Below are 18,705 nucleotides of genomic sequence, written 5' to 3'. Positions count from 1 at the left end.
CTTCCTCCGTACGTGGTGCGCACGGGGTTGAAAATCTGCTGGTCTCTATCGGCGACGGGTCTCTCACCCGCCCAGGCCGCACGGCTGGGGCGCGTGCGGCCTAAATCCTACAAGGCACCCTTGGTCGACGGGATGCCGGTGACGCGCTCGTCGCGCTCCACGGCGGCACGCAGTGCGCGGGCCACGGCCTTGTACTCCGCCTCGGTGATGTGGTGCGGATCGCGGCCATAGAGGCAACGCACGTGCAGGGCGATCCGGGCGTTCAGGGCCAAGGTTTCGAAGAAGTGCTGGTTGATCACGGTGGCATAGTGGCCGCCGATGACCGTGTGCACCATGGCATCTGGCTCACCGGTGCCAACGTAGTACGGGCGACCCGAGACGTCGACGGCCGCATGAGCCAGGCACTCGTCCATCGGGATGAACGCATCACCGAAGCGGCGGATGCCGGCCTTGTTCCCGAGCGCCTCGCCCAGTGCCTGGCCCAGAACGATGCCAGTGTCCTCGACGGTGTGGTGGGCGTCGATCTCGACGTCGCCGACTGCCTTGACCTCAAGGTCGAAGGAGCCGTGGGCACCGAGTGCGGTGAGCATGTGGTCGAAGAAGGGCAGTCCGGTGGAAATGTCGGTCTTACCGCTGCCGTCCAGGTTGATGCTCACCGAGATGTCGGACTCGCTGGTCTTCCGCTGGGCGCGTCCGATCCGGCCCTCGAAGGTGTTGCTCATAGTTAGTTCTTTCCTTTCACTGCTGCCGCTGCGGCCAAGAAGGCGTCGTTTTCTTCCGGCAGGCCGACCGTCACGCGCAGCCAGCCGGGGATGCCGACGTCGCGGATGAGGACGTCCTGGTCCAAGAACGCCTCCCACGTGCGGTGACTGTCCTGCAGCCCACCGAAGAAGATGAAATTGGAGTGCGAGTCGACGACCTCATAGCCGAGTTCCTTCAGCTCGGCGGCAACCCGGTCGCGCTGCTCGCTGAGGGTGGCGACGGTGGCCAACGTATCCTCCCGGTGGCGCAGCGCCACGCGCGCGGCGGCCTGGCTCAGCGTCGAGAGGTGGTATGGCAGGCGCACCAGCATGACCGCCTCGATGAACGCCGGGTCGGCCACGAAGTAGCCCAGGCGACCACCGGCAAAGTCGAAGGCCTTGCTCATCGTGCGGGAGACCACGAGCTTGGCCGGGTAGTCCGCCAGCAACGTGCAAGCGCTGGGTTCGTCGGAGAACTCGGCGTAGGCCTCGTCGATGATGACGACCCCCGGTGCGGCGTCGAGGATGCGGCGGATGTCCGCCAGCGGGGTGATCCCACCGGTCGGGTTATTCGGCGTCGTGACGAAAACGATGTTCGGCTGGTGCTCCTCAATGGCCGCCACAGCCTTGTCGACGTCGATCGCGAAGCCCTGGGCGGGGTCGCGGTCAATGGCGATGAACTCGGTCTGGGTGCCTGCCGCGAGGATCGGGTGCATGGAGTAGCTGGGTACGAAACCCAGCACGCTGCGGCCGGGCCCACCGAAGACCTGGAGGAGCTGCTGCAGGATCTCGTTGGAACCGTTGGCCGCCCACAGATTGTCCTTGGTAACCGCCACGCCCGTCTGGGCGGTGATGTACTCGGCCAGGTCTTCGCGCAGCTCGACGGCATCGCGTTCCGGGTAACGGTTCAGCCCAGTACCGAGCGCGCGAACCTCGGCGACGAGGTCCTCAACGATGGCCTCGCTCGGCGGGTAGGGGTTTTCGTTCGTGTTCAGCTGGTTCTTGACGGTCAGCTGGGGCGCGCCATAGGCAGACTTGCCCTGGAATTCTTCACGGATCGGGAGATTAACCACGGTTGGTCCAATCTGGGTTGGTGCGGGCCTTGATTGCTTCCCCGTGGGCGGGGAGGCGCTCGGCGTCCGCGAGGGCGATCACGGTCTCCGAGACGTCCTGCAGGGCCTGCTCACTGTAGTTCACGACGTGCACGGACTTGAGGAAGGTGTGGGTGGACAGGCCCGAGGAGTGCCGGGCGCTGCCGCTGGTCGGCAGGACGTGGTTGCTGCCCGCGGCGTAGTCGCCCAGCGGCACCGGGCTGTACGGCCCGATGAAGATCGCACCGGCGTTGATGATCTTCTTCGCGGTGCCGGTGTCGTCCTTCGTGTGGATCTCCAGGTGCTCGGCGGCGTAGGCGTTGGCCACGCGGATCGCCTCTTCTTCATCGCCGACGAGCACGATGCCGCTCTGCTGGCCCTGCAGGGCCTCGGCGACGCGCTCGGAGTTGTGGGTCACCTGGTAACGCTCGGCGATCTCGCGGTCGACCGCGTCGGCGAGCTGTTCGGAGTTTGTGATCAGCACGGAAGCCGCCATCGGGTCGTGCTCGGCCTGGCTGATCAGGTCATAAGCTACCTGCACCGGGTCGGCGGACTCGTCGGCCAGGACCGCGATCTCAGTGGGACCTGCCTCCGCGTCGATACCGACGACGGAGCGGCACAGTCGCTTGGCGGCGGTGACGAAGATATTGCCCGGACCGGTGATCATGTCCACCGGCTCCAGATCCTCGTCGCCGTAGGCCAGCAGCGCGATGGCCTGCGCGCCGCCCACGGCCCAGACCTCGTCCACGCCCAGCAGCTTGCAGGCCGCGAGGATCGTCGGGTGCGGCCAGCCGCCATTATCCGCCTGCGGCGGGGAGGCCACCACGAGGCTGCCGACGCCGGCGGCCTGCGCGGGAACTGCGTTCATGCTCACGCTGGATGGGTACACGGCCTTGCCACCCGGGACGTACAGGCCCACCCGCTCCACCGGGATCCATCGCTCGGAGACCATGCCGCCTTCGGCGATCTCGACGTCCTGGTCCTCCGGCCGCTGTGCCTCGTGGAAGGCCCGCACCCGGCGGATCGCCTCCTTGAGCGCGTCCAGCACCCTCGGCTCCAGGGTGTCAAGGCTCTGATCGATGACCTCGGCCGGCACCCGGAGGCTCGCCGGGACGCAGCCATCGAACTGCTGGGAGTACTTATTCGCCGCCGCCACGCCGCGGGCCTTGACGTCCTCAACGACGGGCGAGACGGTCGGCAGCACCGCATCAATATCCGTGCCGCCGCGGGGCAGCGCCCGCCGAAGCTGCGCGGTGGTGGGTGTGGTGCCTCGAAGATCAATGCGCTGGAGCATGCCAGATCCTCTCCCTTAAAGGGGCTAAAAATGGTGGGTTGCTAGGGTGATCCTTATTCTAATCAAGCCAGGTTTTCCGGAGGTTCATGGGGCATGCCACTGACTTTGAACGCATTGTTGGCCGATAGCGCCCACGATGTCGCTCAGGGGCGCACGGCCTGGCGGCAGATGAGCGAATTCGCCCGCTTCCACTGGCTCGCCACCGCCGAGGACGTCAGCCCCGAGCTCGTCGGCGAGTTCTACTTCCTGCGGGCCGGGGCCGCAGATGTGATGGGGATGACCGACGAGGCCATCGCCGCGCTCAGCGAGCTCAACACCTGGGCGGACAGTCGCGGGGACGATGCGCTCACGCTCGTCGGCAAGGCTCACCTGGCCTTCCACGCGCTCAACCAGGATGAGCCCTCTGTGTACCCGCTCGGCGAACCCGAGGACCGGCTGCGCGCTCTGCTCGAGGACTTCCATGCCTGGCGCCCCACCCCGGATTCCCCCACTGTCGGCGAGGAACCGACCATTCGCGGTGAGAGCATCGACCGCCCCGATGCGGTGAAGCTCGCCACCGCCGCCACGACCGCATATTCGGTGGCCGTGAATGTCAGCGAGCAGCTGGCAGAGGTCTTCGCTGGGCTGGTGCGCCGCTTCGGCACCGCCTACCCCACCGAGGCAGACCGATTGCTCTGGTACGCCCAGCGGCACTGGTTCTCCGGCCGCAAACAGCAGGCCTATGCCCTGGCCAGCGAGGTGCTGAGCAGCTCAGACACCACCTCGGTCTCCCGCTTCGACGCCCACGACATGCTGGGGCACTTCGCCCTGCTGGAAGGCGACGAGGCAGGCGTGGCTGAGCACTGGGCACGCTGCGTGGAGCTGGCTCGCATCATGGATGCCCCGGTCATCGCGATGCGTCACGCGGAGCTCACCGCCCGCGTGTACTTCTCCCAGGACCGCGCGGGAGAGGCCTGGCAGCTCTCACACGACATGGTCACCTGGGTCGACGGCGTCCCCGTCGGCCCCATCCTGCTGGATTTGCAGGAGGTCATCGCCCAGTCCGCCTTCGAAAACAACCTCTTCGAGGAGGCCTGGGACACCGCGAGGTCGGTGATCCACTGGTCGGAGATGACCCCCAATGACCAGCGCACCGCCTCCTGCTACGCGATCGCCACCTTCGCGGGCCTGCGCCTGGGGCTAGCCGAAGAGGTCTTCGACCTGCAGCACCGCCGGGCGGAGTTGTTGAAGGCATCCGGCCGGCTGCTGGATGCCGCCGAGGTCTTCCAGACCCTGGCCTACCTCGACGAGGACGCCGCGACCGCGTATCTCCGCCGCTCCTGGGAGCTCATCGAGGCCAGCCAAGAGGAGGGCAAGGAGTGGCACGTCGCCGAGTGGCTGCTCACGATGGCCCAGTTCGCCGAGGGCGGGGCGGCCGTGGACTTCGCGCGCCGGGCGACCAGCGCCTTCGAGCAGTTGGGGCACCCGGTCAAGGAGGCCTTCGCGCTGCTAGCGGAGGCTCGCGCCCAGCTGGCGATGGGGGAAACTGACCTGGCGCGGCAGGCCTACGCCCAGGCAAACGTGGCCATGCCCGCGGAGTTCGCGCGCCCCGCAGAGCTCGACGCGGTATTCACGCAGGTCAAAGAGGAGCTCGGCGACTAACTCTGGGCCGAAGCCGCACTATCGCTGAAGGTCTCGCTGTCGCTCATCACGGACGCGCACCAGTAGAAGACCAGGGCGATGGTCATCGGCAGCAGCAGCGCGGTCAGCGAAATATCGGCGCTGGCCAAGTGGAGAACGTCCCCCGGGGCGGGGTGCCCCTCGGGCAGGGTATTCATCCAGCTGGTGATCCGCGCCCCAATCGCGAAGGCCCACCAGGTGCCGGAGAACACCACGAGCGTGGTCCACATCATCATGGCCGGTCCGCGCGGTTTGGTGAGGAAAGACCACCCGGCGACGGCGAAGGCCAGCAGGCCGGTGACGATGACGAAGCACGCAAAGCCCACGAAGCTGGCATCTTCGGTGCCGGGCACGGGGTCGAGTGCACCGTTGGCGGTCACCTCGACGTCAACGGTCGGGTGCCACAGCCCCCACAGCACACCGACAACGCCGTAGGCCAGCATCGCGAAGAGGAATACCGCGGAGACCGGCTGCGCCTTGCGTGCGATGCTAGCTAGCCGCAAAACTTCCAGCGCCCGTCTTCCTTGACCAGGTCAATCGGCGCTGGCTGGGACTGCCCCTGTGCGCTGGCGGTGGTCTCGACGCGCGCGGTGTTGCCGTTGACCTGCACGCTGTTGATGTTATCGATGCGCGGGATCAGGTTCAGGCCGGTCCCGGCGAGGTTGTTCGCTGCCTCGTCGAAGGCGCCGTCGCCAACCTCGTTGCGGACGCGCTGGCAGGCGTTGTCACGGCGGTAGTTCATGTAGGCGTGCGGGTTGTTGACGTGGGCGTTCATGCCCATGACGAGGTCGCGGATCTCCTTCTCGTCATTCGCCGCGTTGCCCTGGGCCGGCGCGCCACCCGGCGCCTTGGGCTGCTCCTTCGCCTGCTCCTGCTGGGCCTGCTTGGCGGCCTCTGCCTTCTTGGCCTCAGCCCGCTTCTTCTCGGCTTCCGCCTTCTTCTTTTCGGCGGCCTTCTTTTCCTCAGCCTTCTTTTCTTCGGCCTTCTTCTTGTCCTTGTCCTCGGACTTCTTCGCGTCGGCCTGCGAGGTGGTGGTCGAGGTGGACTTCTCATCCTTCGACGCTTCCTCTTCCTTCGAGCAAGCGGACAGGGCGAGCCCTGCTGCCAGGCACACCGCGAGGGCGCGCCGTCCAGAGCTGGAAACTGCTGAGATCTTCATAGCTTTAGAAGCCTAGTCGCTCGCGTGTCCTGTGCCTAGCTCCATCGGGTAGCGTCGAAGCCATGACGGACTCCTCGATCACCATCACCAGCGACGGCATTCAGGTCCACCGTTCGCTGCTCGCCCGCTCCCTCTCCCCCGATCTCGCCATCGCACCGGAGCAATTGCTGGGTTGGCGCATCTCGGCGCCGACGGCCAGCTCGCCGGGGTGGTTGCACTTCCTGCTTGCTGGGGCCAGCACCAACGGCTTCATCCGCAGCTTCGATGAGGCACGCCTGAACCCGGCCACCGTACACTTCTTCCCCGGCGAGGCGGAGATGCTGACCGAGATCGACGAGCAACTTTCCCGCCTACAGGCCGGTTTCGACGTCGACGTCGCGACCATCGATGCCGCAGAGTGGTCGGCCTCCTTCGAGTCGGACGCCCCAGCGGCGGGCAGCTCCGCAGCACCAGCGGCCGCGCCGACGTCGTCGTCGACAAAGAAGACACCGAAGAAGAGCGGCAACCGGCGCGCCCCCTGGGACCGGGTGGCCACGCCGGACAAGGTGCCGGAGCAGAACACGGAAGCGGACGTGGACGGGCCCGTGTTCGGCGAGACGGTCGTCATCACCGGGGACGTGGAGCCCTACTCCAAGGGCGAGGTCTGGGACATGCTGGCCGATGCCGGCGCCATCGTGGCGAAGAACGTGACGAAGAAGACCACGCTGCTGATCGTCGGCGAGTGGGCGACGGTGACCAGCAAGGAGAAGCGCGCCCGGGAACTGCAGGAACAGGGCCAGGAGCTGGCGATCTGGACCTTCGAGGAACTGCTTCAGAAGCTGGGAGTGCAGGGCTAGCGCCCCGGCGCGGTGGGTGGCTCCCCAAGAATTTTTTGGGTTTTCCGCCGTTTCCGGGAACCAAATGGGCTCCCGCGTTGTCTAACACTGTCATGACGAGCACAGTGACAACGCGTAGAACCAGGACGACGATCGCCCCGGCCGCGGAGGTGGCCACTCAGTGCACGGCCGAGCCGAGGAGCCCTGCGGGTCGCAGCCTGCCCGGGGTGGCTCGGCTGACCCGCCTGCCGGAGGCCTGCTATAGCCGCCCGGTGCGGGTGCCCGTGGGGTCCGGCTTCACCGCAGAGCTGCCGGAGTTCTCGGAGAAGGATTATCACACGCTTCTGCAGCTGTGGGGTGAGACTGCAGACAGCATCAGCGAGGTGGTTGGCGAAGCCGGCGAGGCCTACCGTGTCCACCGCCTCGATTCCCGGGATTATGGCTGGGTGGAGCTCACCGGTTCCGCGGGCGCTCCACCGCCGACCGCGATGCTGACCCACCCGAGGCTGGCTCAGGGGCTTACGGAGCGGATGGAAAGGGTCTTGGACGGGGTGGCGGCGTTCTACGTCGCCGGCGAGCGCGTGCAGGTCTGCCCGCTGCCGTTGGCTATCGAGCGCCAGGACTGGCACGGCCCCTTCGACCTGCGCACTGGCTTCTGCGTGACTTTCGACTTCCTCTAGAAACCGCTCTCCCGCCCCTTCACGCGGTGGCTTAGAATCTGGGCATGGGAAACTCCACCTCGCCAACCGCCAGCACCATCACCCAGGCGCTGAAGGACTACGACACCTGGCTCGACCAGCACCCAGCCGCCGAGCGCGAAACGAAAGAGCTCGTCGCCGCCGCGCTCGACGACGCGGGCATCAGCTTCGACCAGGTCTCGGTGAGGTTGAAGGACCGTTCCAGCTTCGTCGCGAAGCTGAAGAACCCCAACTACCCGGAGTATCAGGACTTCGCGAGCGCCCACGACATCGTCGGCATCCGGGTGACCACCTTCCACTCCGGCGAGATCGAGCAGCTGCTTGCGGCGGTGAGCACCATTTTCGCCATCGACACCGTGGTCGATAAGGCTGCCGAGACCGCTAAGAGCGGGCGCTTCGGCTACGCCTCCCACCACGTGATCGGCTACTCAGAGCAACTCGGCCGGCGGGTGGAGGTGCAGCTGCGCACCGTGCTGCAGCACGCGTGGGCCGAGTTCGAGCACGATATGCGCTATAAGAACCCGGAGATGTCCGGCAACCCGGAGGTGGACCGGGCTTTCACGCTCGCCGCCGGGCTCATCGAGCTCGCCGACGAGCAGTTCGACAAGATCGCCCGCATCGTCGATGCCCGCACTCAGGAGCAGGACGCCACCGAGCTCGACACCCGCTCGCTGCCGGGCCTGCTCACCCGCCTGCTTGGCAGCTCCTACCCCACCTCGCGGGCGGATTATTACGGCTGGGCGATCGCGATGCTGGCCGCCCACGGCATCACCACCGTCGCGGAGCTCAAGGAGCTGCTGGACCCGGATCGGATCGCCGCGCTCAACGAGGCGATGGCTTATCCCTTCGAGCCCGGGCAGGTGCGCCTCATCGACGATCTGCTGTTGTTCACCTACGGCCGGGACCATATCCGCCGGACCGTGCACATCGGGGAGAATATCGAGACCCGGCCGGGGCGCCTCGGCAACCGCTGGCAGCAGCTCGGCCAGCAGGTCTACTCCCCCGCTGCGCGCGACTGAACGCGCTGATACCGTCCAGTTCTCGACCCCAGGCTGCTGCGTCCAGCTGTGGTCGCCCAGCTGAATTCAGCGGCGCCGCTGGTTGCGCATGAACTTATCCAGCTCGCGGCGCTCCTTCTTAGTTGGGCGCCCGGCCCCGGGGTCACGCCGCGGCATGGAGGCGATGATCTCCTTGGGCGGCGGTGGCGGCGAGTGATCGATATAGGCCTTCTGCGCCACCGGCGCCCCCACCCGCTTGTGCAACAGCTCCGCGACCTCAACGATGCGTTCCCGGTGGTTGACCCAGACCCGCACCTGGTCCCCCACGGCCACGTGCTGGGCGGGTTTGACCGATTCGCCGTTGATTTTCACATGCCCGGCGCGACATGCGGCCGCGGCCTGCGCTCGGGTCTTGGTGAGCCGGACGGCCCAGACCCAGGCGTCGACGCGGACCATGGTTTACCAGTTGTCCTTCTGATTGATGATCTTGTTGATCTGCCAGCCGTTGTAGCCGGCGACGATCAGGGAGATCACCAGGACGGTGATGATGAAGCCCATGCCGGCGCCGGTGAGGGCGCCCAGGACGATGAGTCCGCCGCCGACGCCAGCGGTGATCTGGATGGCCTTGGAGTGCTTGCGCACGGCGGCCTTGCGCTGGGTGATCGGGTTGTCTCCGTAGGGGCTGAGGGTCATGGTGCTTCTTCCTCTATCGCGTTCTTGGTGTTGTGGCCCGGGTGCTCATCGGGTCGCCGGGGTGCCTGGGAAAATTTTTAGCTTCCGGTGGGTAAATCTACCCAACGTTGGCCCGCGCGGGTGGGTTCCACGCGGCCTTGGGTCCAGCTGGCGAGGTGCGTGGCTAGCGCGTCGTCCCCGGCGATGAGGAAGCCCACCTTGGCGGCGTAGTCGGTCTCCAGGATCTGGTAGCCGGCGTTACGGATCTCGGACTCCACGCGCCCGGCCTCGTCGTGGTTAAGCTCCACGCGGTAGAGCTCCAGCTGGGTGCGCGTGACCCAGGTGACCTCATCGAGCGCGGCCTTGGTGGCGTCGTGGTAGGCGCGGACCAGACCACCGGTGCCGAGCAGCACGCCGCCGAAGTAGCGGACGACCACGGCGGTGATGTCCAACGCCCCGCTGCCGCGCAGCACCTCGAGCATGGGCTGCCCGGCGGTGCCGGCGGGCTCGCCGTCGTCGCTGGAGCGCTCGATGGGCTGCGCGCCGTCCTGATGGACGAGGTAGGCGCTGCAGTGATGGCGAGCGTCCGGGTAGCGGTCCCGGACCTCGTCGATGAAGGCGCGGGCTGAAGCCTCCGTGGGGGTTTGCCGCACTAGTCCGATGAAGGTGGAGCGCTTGATCTCGAGCTCCGCCTGCCACTCTTTTGCCGTCGGGCGGCGGTAGGGCTCGAGGCGGGTGAACTCTTCTGCGCCCTCCGCCTCGGGGGCCTGCTTCTTCTTGCTCACTGGGTGTTGTTTTCCTGCTCGTGGTTTTTCTGGGCCGGGGCTACCTGGGTTTTAGGCGAAGATGCCCTCCCAGGTGCTGGCCTTCAGGTCGCCCATCAGCGCCGGGGACTTGGTCACCCGCATCTCTGGGCCGAGGAGGAACTGCACCTCCTGCTCACCGTCGATGAGGGTGAGGTAGACGTCCGAGTCGCCCTTGTTGTTGCTCAGCACCTGCTTGAGTCGCTGCATGTTCTCCGGGGTGGCCTGGTCGACGCGGATGTTCAGCCGCAGCGGAACGCCGGTGCCAGCACCGATGGAGAGCTCGGCGGACTTCAGGTCCTCGCAGAAGATGCTCATGCGGTCGTCGCGGTAGCGGATCTTCGCCTTCGCGAGGACGATGTTGTCCTCCACGATCTGCGGGGCGACCATCTGGTAGGTCTTCGCGAAGACGAGCAGTTCCACCTGTGCGCCGTGCTGGTCCTCCAGGGTGGCGATGACCCAGGGCGCACCGTTGCGGTCCACGCGCCGCTCGACGCTGGAGATGATGCCGCCGATCTTAACGTCCTTGTTATTCGGCAGCTCGCCGGAGAGCACGGTGGGCAGCGGGGTGTCGATCTGGGCGTCCAGGGCGTCCTCGAAGCCGTCCAAGGGGTGGCCGGACACGTACAGGCCCAGCATGTCGCGCTCCAGGGCGAGCTCGTGCTTGCGCTCCCACTCCTGGTCCGGGACCTCGACCTTGAAGACGTCCCCGGCCTCCTCGGCACCCAGGCCGGCGAAGAGGTCGAACTGTCCCTTGGCGGCGGCCTTCTTCGTCGCGACGACGGCGTCAACGGCATCCTCGTGGACAAGGACGAGGCCCTTGCGCGGGTGCCCGAGGGAGTCGAAGGCACCGGCCTTGATCAGGGATTCGGTGACGCGCTTGGAGGCGGCGACGGCGTCGATCTTGTCCAGGTAGTCGGAGAAGTCCTTGAAGTCGCCCTTCTCTTCGCGGCTGGCGATGATGGACTCGACGACGTCCTCGCCGACGTTGCGGACCGCGCCCAGGCCGAAGCGGATGTCCTCGCCGACGGACTGGAAGGTGAAGGCGGACTCGTTGACGTCCGGCGAGAGCACCTTGATGCCCAGGTGGCGGCAGTCGGCGAGGTAGATCGCGGACTTGTCCTTCTGGTTGGACACCGAGGTCAGCAGGGCGGCCATGTACTCGGCGGTGTAGTTGGCCTTGAGGTAGGCCGTCCAGAAGGAGACCAGGCCGTAGCCCGCGGCGTGGGACTTATTGAACGCGTAGTCCGCGAACGGCAGGATCGTGTTCCATAGCGTGTCGATGGCGTCCTTGGAGTAGCCATTGTCGATCATGCCGCCGGAGAAGGTCTCGTACTCCTGGTCCAGCACCTCACGCTTCTTCTTACCCATGGCCTTGCGGAAACCATCTGCCTGGCCAGCGGTGTAGTTCGCGACCTTCTGCGAGATCCTCATGATCTGCTCCTGGTACACGATGAGGCCGTAGGTCTCCTCCAGGATCTCCTGGAGTGGTTCCTCCAGCTCCGGGTGGATCGGGGTGATGGGCTTGCGCCCGTTCTTGCGGTCCGCGTACTCCCAGTGCGCCTTCACGCCCATCGGGCCCGGGCGGTAGAGCGCGAGTGCGGCGACGATGTCGTTGAAGCCGGTAGGCTGCATGCGCTTCAGCAGCTCCTGCATGCCGCCGGAGTCCAGCTGGAACACGCCCAGGGTGTCGCCGCGGGCGAGCAGCTCGTAGGTGGACTTGTCCTCGGTGGCCAGGCCCTCGAGGTCGAAGTCCTCGCCCCGGTTCTTCTTGATGTTGTCGATCGCATCACCGATGACGGTGAGGTTGCGCAGCCCCAGGAAGTCCATCTTCAGCAGGCCGATGGCCTCACAGGCCGGGTACGGCCAGCCGGTGATCAGCGCGCCGTCCTGCTTGCGCTTCCACATCGGGATGCAGTCCAGCAGTGGCACGCTGGACATAATCACGGCACACGCGTGCACACCCGCCTGGCGCACCACGCCCTCCAGGCCGAGGGCGTCCTCGTAGATCTTGTTGACTTGCGGGTCGGTGTCGATGAGCTGGCGGACTTCGGCGGCCTCCGCGTAGCGCGGGTGCTCCGGGTCCTTGATGCCCTTGAGCTCGATGTCCTTGGCCATGATTGCCGGCGGCAGGGCCTTGGTGATCCGGTCGGCCATCTGGAAGCCGGCCTGGCCGTACCAGGCTCGGGCGGAGTCCTTAATCGCCTGCTTGGTCTTCACCGTGCCGAAGGTGATGACCTGGGCGATCTTGTCCTCGCCCCAGCGGTCGGAGGCGTAGCGGATCATCTCGCCGCGGCGGCGGTCGTCGAAGTCGATATCGATATCGGGTGCGGACGGGCGCTCCGGGTTGAGGAAGCGCTCGAAGAGCAGCCCGTGCTCGATGGGGTCGATGTTCGTGATCGTCAGCGCGTATGCCACCAGGGCGCCGGCGGCGGAGCCACGGCCGGGGCCGACGCGGATGCCCACGGAGCGGGCGTACTTGATCAGCTCGGCGACGATGAGGAAGTAGGAGGGGTATCCCTTCATGTCGATGACGCTGATCTCGTATTCAGCGCGGTCAATGTATTCCTGTGGCACCGGGCCGCCGTTGAATCGCTCCTCCAGGCCCCGCATGACCTCGTGGGTCAGCCAAGACGTCGGCGTGTGCCCCTCCGGCACCTCGGCGACCGGCATGCGGTCGTAGGGGTGCTCTTCCCAGATCTCGCCGTAGTCCTGGACGCGCTCGGCGATCCACAGGGTGTTATCGCAGCCATCCGGGACGACGTGGTCCCACTGGTTACGGATGTCCTCCGCGGTACGGATGTAGTAGGAGGAACCGCTGAAGGCGAAGCGCTTACCGCCCTCGTCGATGGTGGGCTCGTCCATGGTGGAGCCGGTCTGCACGCACAGCATGACCTCGTGGGCGGCGGCCTGGTTCTCCAGCACGTAGTGGCAGTCGTTGGTCACCAGCGGCGGCAGGTCCAGCTTGCGGCCGATCTCCATGAGCTCGTCGCGGACGCGCTTCTCGATCTCCAGCCCGTGGTCCATGAGCTCGAGGAAGAAGTTGTCCTTGCCGTAGATGTCCTGCCACATGGCCGCTGCCTCGAGGGCCTCGTTGAACTGGCCGAGGCGCAGGCGGGTCTGCACGTCGCCGGAGGGGCAGCCGGTGGTCGCGATGACGCCCTCGGCGTGCTCGGCGATGAGCTCGGCGTCCATGCGCGGCCACTTGCCCAGCTGACCCTCGTAGGAGGCCATCGAGGAAAGATAGAAGAGGTTGCGCAGGCCGGTGGCGTTTTCGGCGAGCATGGTCTGGTGCAGGTACGCGCCGGAGGCGGAGACGTCGTCCTTCTTCTGCTCCGGGCTACCCCAGCGCACGCGGTTCATGTTGAAGCGGGAGTCGGGGGCCATGTAGGCCTCGATGCCGATGATCGGCTTGATCCCGGCCGCCGTCATGGTGCGGTAGAAGGCATCCGCGCCGAACATGTTGCCGTGGTCGGTCATGCCCACCGCGGGCATTCCCTGGCGGGCGACCTCCTCGGCGAGCATGTCTACCTTCGCCATGCCGTCGAGCATGGAGTATTCCGTGTGATTATGCAGGTGGACGAAAGACGAGCGGCTCATAACTGGCTATCCTATCGTTTTCCGGACACTGCGAAACTCGGGCACTAAGCTTTTGCTCCGTGAAGTATTTGACCAGGTCTGCAGTTGCCCATTTGGATGCCCCGTTCGCCGTCATGGATCTCGACGCCGCGCTCGCGAACGCCCGCGATATGGTTCGGCGCGCGAATGGCACCCCGATCCGGCTTGCCAGCAAGTCGGTGCGTATCCGTGAGATGCTGCGCCGCGTGCTGGAGCTGCCGGGCTACGCCGGGGTGTTGGGCTTCCACCTTTCCGAGGCCATCTGGTTGGTCGAGACCGGGGTCACCGACGACGTCCTGGTGGCTTACCCCACCACCCACCGCGAGGCGCTGCGCACGCTCGCCGCGTCCCCGACGCTCCGGGAGTCCATCACCGTGATGGTGGACTCCCCTGCCCACCTGGATTTCATCGACGACGCGGTTGCTGGGCAAAAGGCTTCCGGCGCCGAGCGCGGGGAGATTCGGGTGTGCATCGACGTCGACGCCAGCCTGGCCATGGGGCCGGTGCACCTGGGGGCGTTGCGCTCCCCGGTCCACTCCGTGGAGCAGGTCCGTCGCCTGGCGGAGGTCATTGTTGCCCGGCCGGGTTTCCGCCTGGTGGGTCTCATGGCTTACGAGGGGCAGATCGCTGGAACCACGGATAGCTCTCCGGCGGTCTCGGTGATGAAGGGCATCTCCACCCGCGAGCTGGCTACCCGGCGCGGGAAAATCGTGCGGGCGGTGGAGCAGCTGCTGGCGAGCGCGGGACAGCCGCCACTGGAGTTCGTCAATGGCGGGGGCACCGGGTCGATCGAGACCACCTCGGCGGAAACGGTGATCACGGAGATCGGCGCGGGCTCGGGTGTTCTCGCTCCGGGTCTGTTCGACCGCTATAAGAGCTTCCAGCCGGAGCCCGCGCAGTGGTTCGTGGTACCGGTGGTGCGCCGCCCCGCCCCGGATGTGGTGACGGTGGCCGGTGGTGGCCGGGTGGCCTCTGGGCCACCGGGGGCGGACCGGCTGCCGACCGTGGACTACCCCGCGGGGCTGCGCATGGCGCCGCTGGAGGGTCCGGGCGAAGTGCAGACCCCGCTGAAGGGGCCTGCGGCCAAGAGCCTGCAGCTGGGCGATCACGTGTGGTTCCGCCACGCGAAGGCCGGCGAGCAGGCGGAGTGGTTCGACGAGGTAGTCGTCGTATCAGGAGGAGAAATCGTGGACCGGTGGCCGACCTACCGGGGCGAGGGTCAGGCCTTCGTTTAGCCTTCCTCCGTGGCCGGGGTATCCGTGCCGAGCTTCTCCAGGGAGGCGTTACGCCGGGTAGCGCGGGTCTGGATGACCATGTCGATGATGAAGATCACCACGGCTACCCAGATGATGGAGAAGCCCACCCAACGCATCGGCTCGATATGCTCCTTGGTGACGAACACGGCCCAAAGCATCTGCATGACCGGGGTGAGGTACTGGATCATGCCCAGCGAAGTCAGGGACATCTCCTGGGCGGCGCGGGCGAAGGCCAGCAGCGGCAGAGCGGTGACCACACCCGCAACCATCAGCAGAGCCGTGTGTCCGCCGCCCTCGGTGGTGAAGGTCGATTCCGGCCCCAGCCACAGCAGGTAGATCACGGCGATGGGGGCAAGCACCATCGTCTCGGCAGCCAGCGACTGCAGCGGCTCCAGCCGCATCCGCTTCTTCGCCAGACCGTAGAAACCGAAGCTCAAGGCCAGGCCCAGGGAAATGATCGGCGGCTGGCCCAGCGCGATGGTGAGGATCACCACCGCCACCGCGGCGATGGCCACCGAGAGCTTCTGCATCGGGCGCAGGCTTTCGCGCAGCAGGAGCACGCCGAGCACGACGGAGACCAGCGGGTTGATGAAGTAGCCCAGCGCGGCGTCCGCCACGTGTCCGCTGTTGACCGCGTAGATATAGAGTCCCCAGTTCACGGAGATCAGCAGCGAAGCCACCGCGACCCGGATCCACTCGCGGGGCGTGATCTCGCGCAGCAGCTTGATGCGGCGCAGCGCCAGCAGGAGCAGCAGCACGAAGACCAGGGTCCAGATGAAGCGGTGCGCCAGGATCTCCACCGGTGCGGCCGGTTCCAGCAGTGGGAAGAACGCGGGGAAGAATCCCCACATGATGTATGCGGCAAAACCCCACAGCATGGGCTATTCCTCCTCGTGCGTCACGGCGCGGATGCCCATACGACCATAGGCTGCGTCCACCGGGGCCGGTTCAACGGCCATGACTTTCGGGTTCTTCGCGATCGCCTTGAGCTCGGCGGGCGCGGCGTAGACAAGGGCGCCGTTGATCGCGACGTCCTCCCCCTCCAGTCCTTCGGTGGCGATGGTGAAGACGTCCTCGCGGCGCAGCCCGGCGGCCGGTTCCGGGATCGGGCGCTGTACCACCGGGCCGATCAGCAGCGTGGACACGCGCACCCGGGCCGCGTGCGGGATGTCGAAGACCTTGGCGAAGTCCTTTGGCGCCATCGCCGTGGTGGGCGAGACCAGCGCCCAGCGGGGCTCGTTCCCCTCGGCCTCGTCAAGGAGCTGGCGGGAGTGCTCCTCGTACGCCTGGTCGGACATGTAGAACGGCCCCAGCTGGTCGCCGTTGATGTGCATCGGCTTGCTGGTGCGGTCCGACTGGGCCATGACCATGATCCCCACGAGCAGGGCGACGGCGCAGATCCCGCCGAGCCACGCCACCCACGCGGGTCGGCGGGTATCCTCCCAGTCCAGTTCCCGCTGGCGGGCGCGGTTGGGCTTGACCACCTGCGGAGACCTAGATTCCATCGTTGGCCTCCCGCAGCCTATCCAGGGCCTGCTGGAGGTCCGCTGGGTACGGGCTGTCGATCTGCATCATCCGGCCCGTGGGGTGCTCGAAGCGCAGGGAGACTGCGTGCAGCCACTGGCGGATCAGCCCCAGCTTCTCGGCCAGCTCCGGGTCGGAGCCATACATGGGGTCGCCGCACAGCGGGTGGTGCAGGGAGGAGAAGTGCACGCGGATCTGGTGGGTCCGGCCGGTCTCCAGGTTCACCCGCAGCAGGCTGGCCTGGCGGTGGGCCTCGAGGGTGTCGTAGTGCGTCACCGCGTGCTTGCCATCGTCGCGCACGGCGAAGCGCCAACCCGCCGAGGGGTGGCGCGCGATCGGGGCATCGATGGTCCCGGAGGTCGGGTCGGGGTGGCCCTGCACCAGCGCGTGGTAGATCTTCTCCACCTCGCGGTTGCGGAAGGCGCGCTTCAAGTGGGTATAGGCCCGCTCGCTCGCGGCGACGATCATCACCCCGGAGGTGCCCACGTCGAGCCGCTGGACGATACCCTTGCGCTCCGGGGGCCCGGAGGTAGAGATACGGAAGCCCGCGGCCGCCAGGCCTGCAGTCACAGTGGGGCCCTCCCAGCCCAAGGTCGGGTGTGCGGCGACACCGACGGGCTTATTCACGGCGATGACGTCGTCGTCGGAATAGAGAATGTCCATGCCCGCGACGAGCTGGGGTGGCTCGGCAGCCAGGTCGCGTTCAGGGGCGGGAAGGGTGACGTCCAACCACTGGCCGGAAACAAGCCGGTCGGACTTGCCCAGCGCCTTGCCCTCGGAGGTGATGTCCCCCGCGGCCGCGAGGTCGGCCACCACCGTCCGGGACAGGCCCAGCAGCTTGGACAGGCCTGCGTCGACACGCATCCCCGCCAGGCCGTCCGGCACGGGCATCATCCGCTGCTCACGTTCGGTCATTCCTGCGCCTTCCTTTCTGCTCGGGGCTCAACGATGAAAACGATGGCGAGGTAGAGGACTACCCCGACGGTGATGGCGATATCCGCCACGTTGAAGATCGCGAAGTTCCAGAAGCTGAAAAAGTCCACGACGTGGCCGTGCATACCGCCCGGCTCCCGGAAAATGCGGTCGATCAGGTTGCCGGCCGCCCCTCCCCCGATCAGCCCAATGGTCAGGGCACCAAGCCCGGTGCGGGCTCGAAAGGCGAGGAATACCGCCACACCCACCGCGATGAGCTGGACGAATGCCAGCACGATGGTGGCGTCCGTACCCATCGAAAATGCCGCCCCCGGGTTGCGGACCAACAAGAAACGGAACCAATCCCCCAGCACCGGCACGGCTTCGCGCGGCGGCAGGGTGGCCACGGCCAGCCACTTGCTCAGCTGGTCGATGATCACCACAACCGCCAGGGTCGCCAGGGCCACGGCGGTCACGGTTCCTCGGTTACTCTGCTGCTTCACTCCAGCAAGTCTAGCTTGAGCTGCAAACTGCTACGGTTATGACCGTGTTTACTCCCTCACGCACCCGCTCCCACCGCACCGGCCGGCGCGCGATCGCCGCTTTGATGTGTTCCCTCGGACTCCTCGGCACGGCCGCGTGCACTGCTGATTCGTCGAGCCCAGAGGCCGTCGAGGCGCCGGTCGAGGGCGTGCGCGTGCAGCTGCTTGAGCCCGGCAACAGCCCCCGCGCAACCCTCGCCTACCGCATCGGCGAGGAGGAGGCTTCCCAGGAGCTGACCTATTCGGCGACCCAGGGGCTGGAGCAGAAAACCGCCCACGGCGAGGGCGAGGACGTCCCCTACGGCGATGTCACGATGGACCTGCCACTGAACGCCACGGCGAGCGAGGAGGGCGAGGAGATCGCCACGACCGTCGTGGTGGGGCGCCCGGACGGGACGAACGCGGAGCTGAACGAGGACATGGCCTCCGCCGAGGGTTTCGAGATGCACCAGACGATGGAGCCCAGCGGCCGGGTGAAGACCCGCTCCTTCGGCGCCCCCGAAGGCGCCACGGACGGGGCTCGGGCCAGCGTGGAGCAGGCTCTGACGCAGATGACGGACCTGCCGATCGTCTTCCCCGAGGAGGAAGTGGGCCCGGGCGCGAAGTGGACAGTCAGCGGGCGCGTGGACGAGGGGGTCTCCCTGCGCCAGGAGCTGACGTACACGCTCGTGGAGCGGGACGGCGACAAGGTCGTCCTCGACGTCGCGGCCAAGCGCCGACCGGCGGTCGCGAGCCTGGCGGATACGGATCTGAAGGTGCTGGAGGCGGATTCGACCTCCGAGGGGCGGATCACCGTTGATCTGTCCCGTCCGCTGCCCGCCGAGGGCAAGGTCAGCGTGGAAACGACCGTCACTTACGGCAAGGACGACGCCCCGCTGCGCGTGTTGCAGACCATCACGTCGCGCAGCGAATGGAAGTAGGCGG

Annotated in this window: 19 protein-coding genes; 6 read left to right on the top strand and 13 right to left on the bottom strand. The window is 66.8% G+C overall.

Annotated features, from left to right (window positions below):
• Positions 1 to 107 precede the first annotated feature (107 nt).
• Genes hisB through hisD form a run of 3 tightly spaced genes read right to left on the bottom strand, consistent with a single transcriptional unit; the run spans position 108 to position 3,125 of the window.
• Positions 108 to 722, bottom strand: a complete 615-nt coding sequence (hisB, locus tag HMPREF3097_RS08640; protein ID WP_070761909.1) for an imidazoleglycerol-phosphate dehydratase HisB — start codon at positions 720 to 722, stop codon at positions 108 to 110.
• 2 nt (positions 723 to 724) lie between these two features.
• Positions 725 to 1,825 carry a histidinol-phosphate transaminase gene (locus HMPREF3097_RS08635; RefSeq protein WP_210398576.1) on the bottom strand — a complete coding sequence of 367 codons (1,101 nt, stop codon included), beginning with the start codon at positions 1,823 to 1,825 and terminating at the stop codon, positions 725 to 727.
• The gene (gene hisD, locus HMPREF3097_RS08630) at positions 1,806 to 3,125 is read right to left on the bottom strand and encodes a histidinol dehydrogenase (protein WP_070761907.1); all 1,320 of its coding nucleotides are present in this window, start codon (positions 3,123 to 3,125) and stop codon (positions 1,806 to 1,808) included. The genes HMPREF3097_RS08635 and hisD overlap by 20 nt, the downstream gene beginning before the upstream one ends.
• Before the next feature lie 93 nt (positions 3,126 to 3,218).
• Here hisD and HMPREF3097_RS08625 point away from each other — a divergent pair, with 93 nt between their 5' ends.
• Positions 3,219 to 4,766 (top strand): hypothetical protein, encoded by a 1,548-nt coding sequence (locus HMPREF3097_RS08625; RefSeq protein ID WP_070758055.1) that lies wholly within the window; start codon positions 3,219 to 3,221, stop codon positions 4,764 to 4,766.
• On the opposite strand, the gene HMPREF3097_RS08620 is transcribed toward HMPREF3097_RS08625, so the two are convergent.
• Entirely contained in the window at positions 4,763 to 5,287 is a 525-nt protein-coding gene (locus HMPREF3097_RS08620; protein ID WP_070758053.1) for a hypothetical protein, read from the bottom strand. The genes HMPREF3097_RS08625 and HMPREF3097_RS08620 overlap by 4 nt on opposite strands.
• Positions 5,278 to 5,943 carry an Rv0361 family membrane protein gene (locus HMPREF3097_RS08615; RefSeq protein ID WP_070761906.1) on the bottom strand — a complete coding sequence of 222 codons (666 nt, stop codon included), beginning with the start codon at positions 5,941 to 5,943 and terminating at the stop codon, positions 5,278 to 5,280. The genes HMPREF3097_RS08620 and HMPREF3097_RS08615 overlap by 10 nt, the downstream gene beginning before the upstream one ends.
• A 62-nt stretch (positions 5,944 to 6,005) precedes the next feature.
• On the opposite strand from HMPREF3097_RS08615, the gene HMPREF3097_RS08610 reads away from it, so the two are divergent.
• From HMPREF3097_RS08610 to HMPREF3097_RS08600, 3 genes are all read left to right on the top strand, one after another.
• Positions 6,006 to 6,779, top strand: a complete 774-nt coding sequence (locus HMPREF3097_RS08610; protein WP_070761905.1) for a BRCT domain-containing protein — start codon at positions 6,006 to 6,008, stop codon at positions 6,777 to 6,779.
• Between the two features lie 104 nt (positions 6,780 to 6,883).
• Positions 6,884 to 7,438 carry a hypothetical protein gene (locus tag HMPREF3097_RS08605; protein WP_246821352.1) on the top strand — a complete coding sequence of 185 codons (555 nt, stop codon included), beginning with the start codon at positions 6,884 to 6,886 and terminating at the stop codon, positions 7,436 to 7,438.
• A 44-nt stretch (positions 7,439 to 7,482) separates the two neighbouring features.
• Positions 7,483 to 8,475: a GTP pyrophosphokinase gene (locus tag HMPREF3097_RS08600; RefSeq protein ID WP_070761903.1), complete on the top strand. Its 993-nt coding sequence runs from the start codon at positions 7,483 to 7,485 to the stop codon at positions 8,473 to 8,475.
• 66 nt (positions 8,476 to 8,541) lie between these two features.
• Here the strand turns inward: HMPREF3097_RS08600 and HMPREF3097_RS08595 are convergent, their stop codons facing one another.
• The 4 genes from HMPREF3097_RS08595 to dnaE all read right to left on the bottom strand — a co-directional run bounded on the left by HMPREF3097_RS08595 (position 8,542) and on the right by dnaE (position 13,529).
• Complete coding sequence (locus HMPREF3097_RS08595; RefSeq protein WP_070761902.1) at positions 8,542 to 8,910, bottom strand: RNA-binding S4 domain-containing protein; 369 nt, start codon at positions 8,908 to 8,910, stop codon at positions 8,542 to 8,544.
• A 3-nt stretch (positions 8,911 to 8,913) separates the two neighbouring features.
• Positions 8,914 to 9,147 carry a hypothetical protein gene (locus tag HMPREF3097_RS08590; protein WP_070761901.1) on the bottom strand — a complete coding sequence of 78 codons (234 nt, stop codon included), beginning with the start codon at positions 9,145 to 9,147 and terminating at the stop codon, positions 8,914 to 8,916.
• A gap of 77 nt (positions 9,148 to 9,224) precedes the next feature.
• Positions 9,225 to 9,911, bottom strand: a complete 687-nt coding sequence (locus tag HMPREF3097_RS08585; protein ID WP_070761900.1) for an IMPACT family protein — start codon at positions 9,909 to 9,911, stop codon at positions 9,225 to 9,227.
• A gap of 51 nt (positions 9,912 to 9,962) precedes the next feature.
• Complete coding sequence (gene dnaE, locus HMPREF3097_RS08580) at positions 9,963 to 13,529, bottom strand: DNA polymerase III subunit alpha (RefSeq protein WP_070761899.1); 3,567 nt, start codon at positions 13,527 to 13,529, stop codon at positions 9,963 to 9,965.
• 68 nt (positions 13,530 to 13,597) lie between these two features.
• On the opposite strand from dnaE, the gene HMPREF3097_RS08575 reads away from it, so the two are divergent.
• A complete protein-coding gene (locus tag HMPREF3097_RS08575; protein ID WP_070761898.1) occupies positions 13,598 to 14,782 on the top strand; it encodes an amino acid deaminase/aldolase in 1,185 nt (394 codons plus the stop codon).
• On the opposite strand, the gene rarD is transcribed toward HMPREF3097_RS08575, so the two are convergent.
• From rarD to lspA, 4 genes are read right to left on the bottom strand one after another with little or no spacing between them, the layout of a single operon-like run.
• A complete protein-coding gene (gene rarD, locus HMPREF3097_RS08570; protein WP_070761897.1) occupies positions 14,779 to 15,681 on the bottom strand; it encodes an EamA family transporter RarD in 903 nt (300 codons plus the stop codon). The two genes, HMPREF3097_RS08575 and rarD, sit on opposite strands and share 4 nt — an antisense overlap.
• A 3-nt stretch (positions 15,682 to 15,684) precedes the next feature.
• Positions 15,685 to 16,308 carry a hypothetical protein gene (locus tag HMPREF3097_RS08565; protein WP_070761896.1) on the bottom strand — a complete coding sequence of 208 codons (624 nt, stop codon included), beginning with the start codon at positions 16,306 to 16,308 and terminating at the stop codon, positions 15,685 to 15,687.
• Complete coding sequence (locus HMPREF3097_RS08560; protein ID WP_070761895.1) at positions 16,298 to 17,242, bottom strand: RluA family pseudouridine synthase; 945 nt, start codon at positions 17,240 to 17,242, stop codon at positions 16,298 to 16,300. The genes HMPREF3097_RS08565 and HMPREF3097_RS08560 overlap by 11 nt, the downstream gene beginning before the upstream one ends.
• Complete coding sequence (lspA, locus tag HMPREF3097_RS08555) at positions 17,239 to 17,742, bottom strand: signal peptidase II (RefSeq protein WP_070761894.1); 504 nt, start codon at positions 17,740 to 17,742, stop codon at positions 17,239 to 17,241. Before lspA ends, HMPREF3097_RS08560 begins: the two co-directional genes overlap by 4 nt.
• Before the next feature lie 38 nt (positions 17,743 to 17,780).
• Here lspA and HMPREF3097_RS08550 point away from each other — a divergent pair, with 38 nt between their 5' ends.
• The gene (locus HMPREF3097_RS08550) at positions 17,781 to 18,701 is read left to right on the top strand and encodes a DUF6263 family protein (RefSeq protein WP_070761893.1); all 921 of its coding nucleotides are present in this window, start codon (positions 17,781 to 17,783) and stop codon (positions 18,699 to 18,701) included.
• Positions 18,702 to 18,705: the final 4 nt, after the last annotated feature.

Source organism: Corynebacterium sp. HMSC27B11, from assembly GCF_001815985.1.
Lineage (GTDB): Bacteria > Actinomycetota > Actinomycetes > Mycobacteriales > Mycobacteriaceae > Corynebacterium.
Note: the sequence above shows the minus strand (reverse complement) of the source record. Positions and strands in the feature narration are given on the sequence as shown.